The sequence below is a fragment of the Sphingopyxis sp. genome (genome assembly GCF_036402335.1).
Classification (GTDB): domain Bacteria; phylum Pseudomonadota; class Alphaproteobacteria; order Sphingomonadales; family Sphingomonadaceae; genus Sphingopyxis.
This window is the reverse complement of record NZ_DASWTD010000194.1, coordinates 1-2476: the sequence shown is the minus strand read 5'-3', so window position 1 is coordinate 2476 and position 2476 is coordinate 1. Positions and strand designations below refer to the sequence as shown.

3 protein-coding genes are annotated in these 2476 nt (G+C 66.2%); all 3 read right to left on the bottom strand.

Features of this window, described 5'->3' with window-relative positions; all coding sequences use genetic code 11:
- Positions 1 to 680, bottom strand: a 680-nt coding sequence (locus tag VGD20_RS06150; RefSeq protein ID WP_331133609.1) for an NAD(P)/FAD-dependent oxidoreductase, incomplete at its 3' end; no start/stop codon positions are given.
- Between the two features lie 111 nt (positions 681 to 791).
- On the bottom strand, positions 792 to 1505 hold the full coding sequence (locus VGD20_RS06145; protein ID WP_331133608.1) for a glutamine amidotransferase: 714 nt from the start codon (positions 1503 to 1505) through the stop codon (positions 792 to 794).
- A gap of 160 nt (positions 1506 to 1665) precedes the next feature.
- A partial coding sequence (locus tag VGD20_RS06140; protein ID WP_331133607.1) for an SDR family NAD(P)-dependent oxidoreductase occupies positions 1666 to 2476 on the bottom strand: 811 nt, incomplete at its 5' end.

The following is a 2476-nucleotide window of genomic DNA, read 5'->3' as shown; positions in this document are numbered from 1 at the left end:
CCGTCGCCAAGCCGGACGCCCGATACCCGGCCGTCTCGACCTTCAACGCTCTCGACGAGGACGCCCGTGCGCAGGTCGACACCATGCGCACGGTGGGTCGCTTCATAGAAGGCCGAAAGCGGCTCGCCCGCGACGCGCGCGAGCACGCGGTTCTGCGCTTCGAGAAGCACGACCTGCTTGCCCGCCTTGCGCAGCACCGCAGCGGCTTCCAGCCCGATATAGCCGCCGCCGATCACAACGATCTGGTTTGCGGTTTCGGACGCCGCCTTCATCGCGTCGGCATCGGCGCGCGTGCGCACGCCCTGCACGCCCGGAAGGTCGCCGCCGGGGATCGGCAGCATGCGCGGAGCGCCGCCCGTGGCCCAGACGAGCTTGCCATAACCGATGGTCTCGCCGCCGTCGGTGGCAACCGTATGAGCCGCGGCGTCCACCGACACCACACGCTTGCCGAGCAGCATCGTCACCTCACGCTCGTCCCAGTATTTTGCGGGGCGCAGCTGGATGCGCTCGAATTCCTTTTCGCCCGCGAAATATTCCTTCGACAGAGGGGGGCGTTCGTAGGGCAGTTCGGGTTCGTCGCCGATGATTGCGATGGTCCCTGCGAATTTCTGCGTCCGCAGCATCACGGCGACCTGCGCGCCGCCATGGCCCGCGCCCACAATCACCACGTCGAAATTCATCGCTTTGGTCTCCTGCCGCTTGCTAGCGTGGCCCTTGCACGCGCGGCGGGATGAGGCAAGCGGCGGCGACCTCGCGATAGCCAAAGAAAAACTTGGACCCGGCGGGCGCGCTCAATCCGGCAGGCCGGCCAGCCATTCGGCGATCATGGCGCGGCCAGCGGCAACGGCAGGGGGACCGAGCCGGCCGTGAAGCTCGCGCATCGTTTCGGCCGACCCGCCGGTTTCCGCAAGGGCATCGGGCCATTGACGAAGCCATTCCTCGAAGCGCGGATCCAGGCCCATTTCGGCATGGAACTGGAGCGCCAGTATCGCATTGCCGCGGCGGAACGCCTGATGCGGATAGGCGGTGGTCGATGCGAGCAATTCGACGTCATCCGGCAGCTCGAATGTATCGCCGTGCCAGTGCAGCACGGGCGTACCCGCGAGGTGCCGCAACGGCGAGGCCGGATCGACGAAATCGAGGGAATGGAATCCGACTTCCTTTGCCGGTCCGGGATAAACCCGGGCGCCGAGCGCCGCGGCCATCATTTGCGCACCGAAACATACACCAAGCGTCGGGAGCCCCGCGTCGAGCCGGCGCGCGAGGCGGCGCATCTGGCATGCGATCCAGCGATGTTCATGCTGCTCGTAGACGCCCATCGGCCCGCCCATCATGATGAGCAAATCGGGCTCGCAGAGATCGATCGTGCCGAACGCCGGATCGCTTACGTCGATGCGCGCGAGGTCGTAGCCCGCAGCTTCGATCGGTTCGCGATAGCCCGCCAGCCCTTCGTGGGGAACATGGCGAATGATCAGTCCGGTTCTGGTCTTTTGCTGCGATGGCATATCGGGCGATGAATCGAGTGGTTGCTGCGCTGTTTCGAATTCACCCTGTCTAGCCAAGTGCCGGCACTGCTGTCACTCTACCAAAGCAGTAGAGATACTGTTGCGGCCCGTAGCTGAGCTTGCTCCCTTTCGCTACGGGCCGCCCGTTCAACCGGATAGATCAGAACGTCTCGCCGACCAGGTCTTCGCTTTTGGCCCATAGCGCCGCGGCGCGGCCCGCATCGAGCGCATAGGGGCGATACCCCCCGCGCAGGCCTTCGCCTTCGACGAGCTCGCCGACATGACAATCCTCGCAATAGCGCCCGCCGACCGCATCGGCATCGGCAACCACCGCCGCCCAGACCGACGTCGCGGCGCCTTGGGGGATGCTCTTGTAGACGAACGGCGGCAGCCCGGCCGCGGCATTGGCCTCGGCAATCGACGCGATCAACGCCGCTTCGTCGGCCTCGCTCATATGGCGACCGAGTTCGGTGCGGATACCGCCCGGATGAACCGCGGTCGCGCGCACGCCGCGATCCTTGTGCCGGCGATCGAACTCCACCGCGAACAGGATATTGGCAGTCTTCGACCGGCCGTAGGCGATCCACGGATCATAGGCGGCCTTCTCGAAACCCGGATCGTCCAGATCGACATCGGCAAAGCGGTGTCCCGCCGAAGACAGATTGACGAGCCGCCCGCCGTCGGAAATCAGCCCGGCAATCCGGTTCACAAAGACGAAGTGGCCAAGGTGGTTGGTCCCGAACTGGGTCTCGAACCCGTCGGCGGTGTGCCCGAACGGCGGCGCCATGACGCCGGCATTGGCAATCACGATATCGAACGCGCGGCCATCGGCGACCAGGCGGTCGGCGGCCGCGCGAACGCTGGCGAGCGAAGCGAGGTCGAGCTCGATCAGTTCGAAGCTGCCGCCGCCGGCCGCCGCCGCCGCGCAGACGTCGGCGGTCGCACGTTCGGCCTTTGCAAGGTCGCGTGCC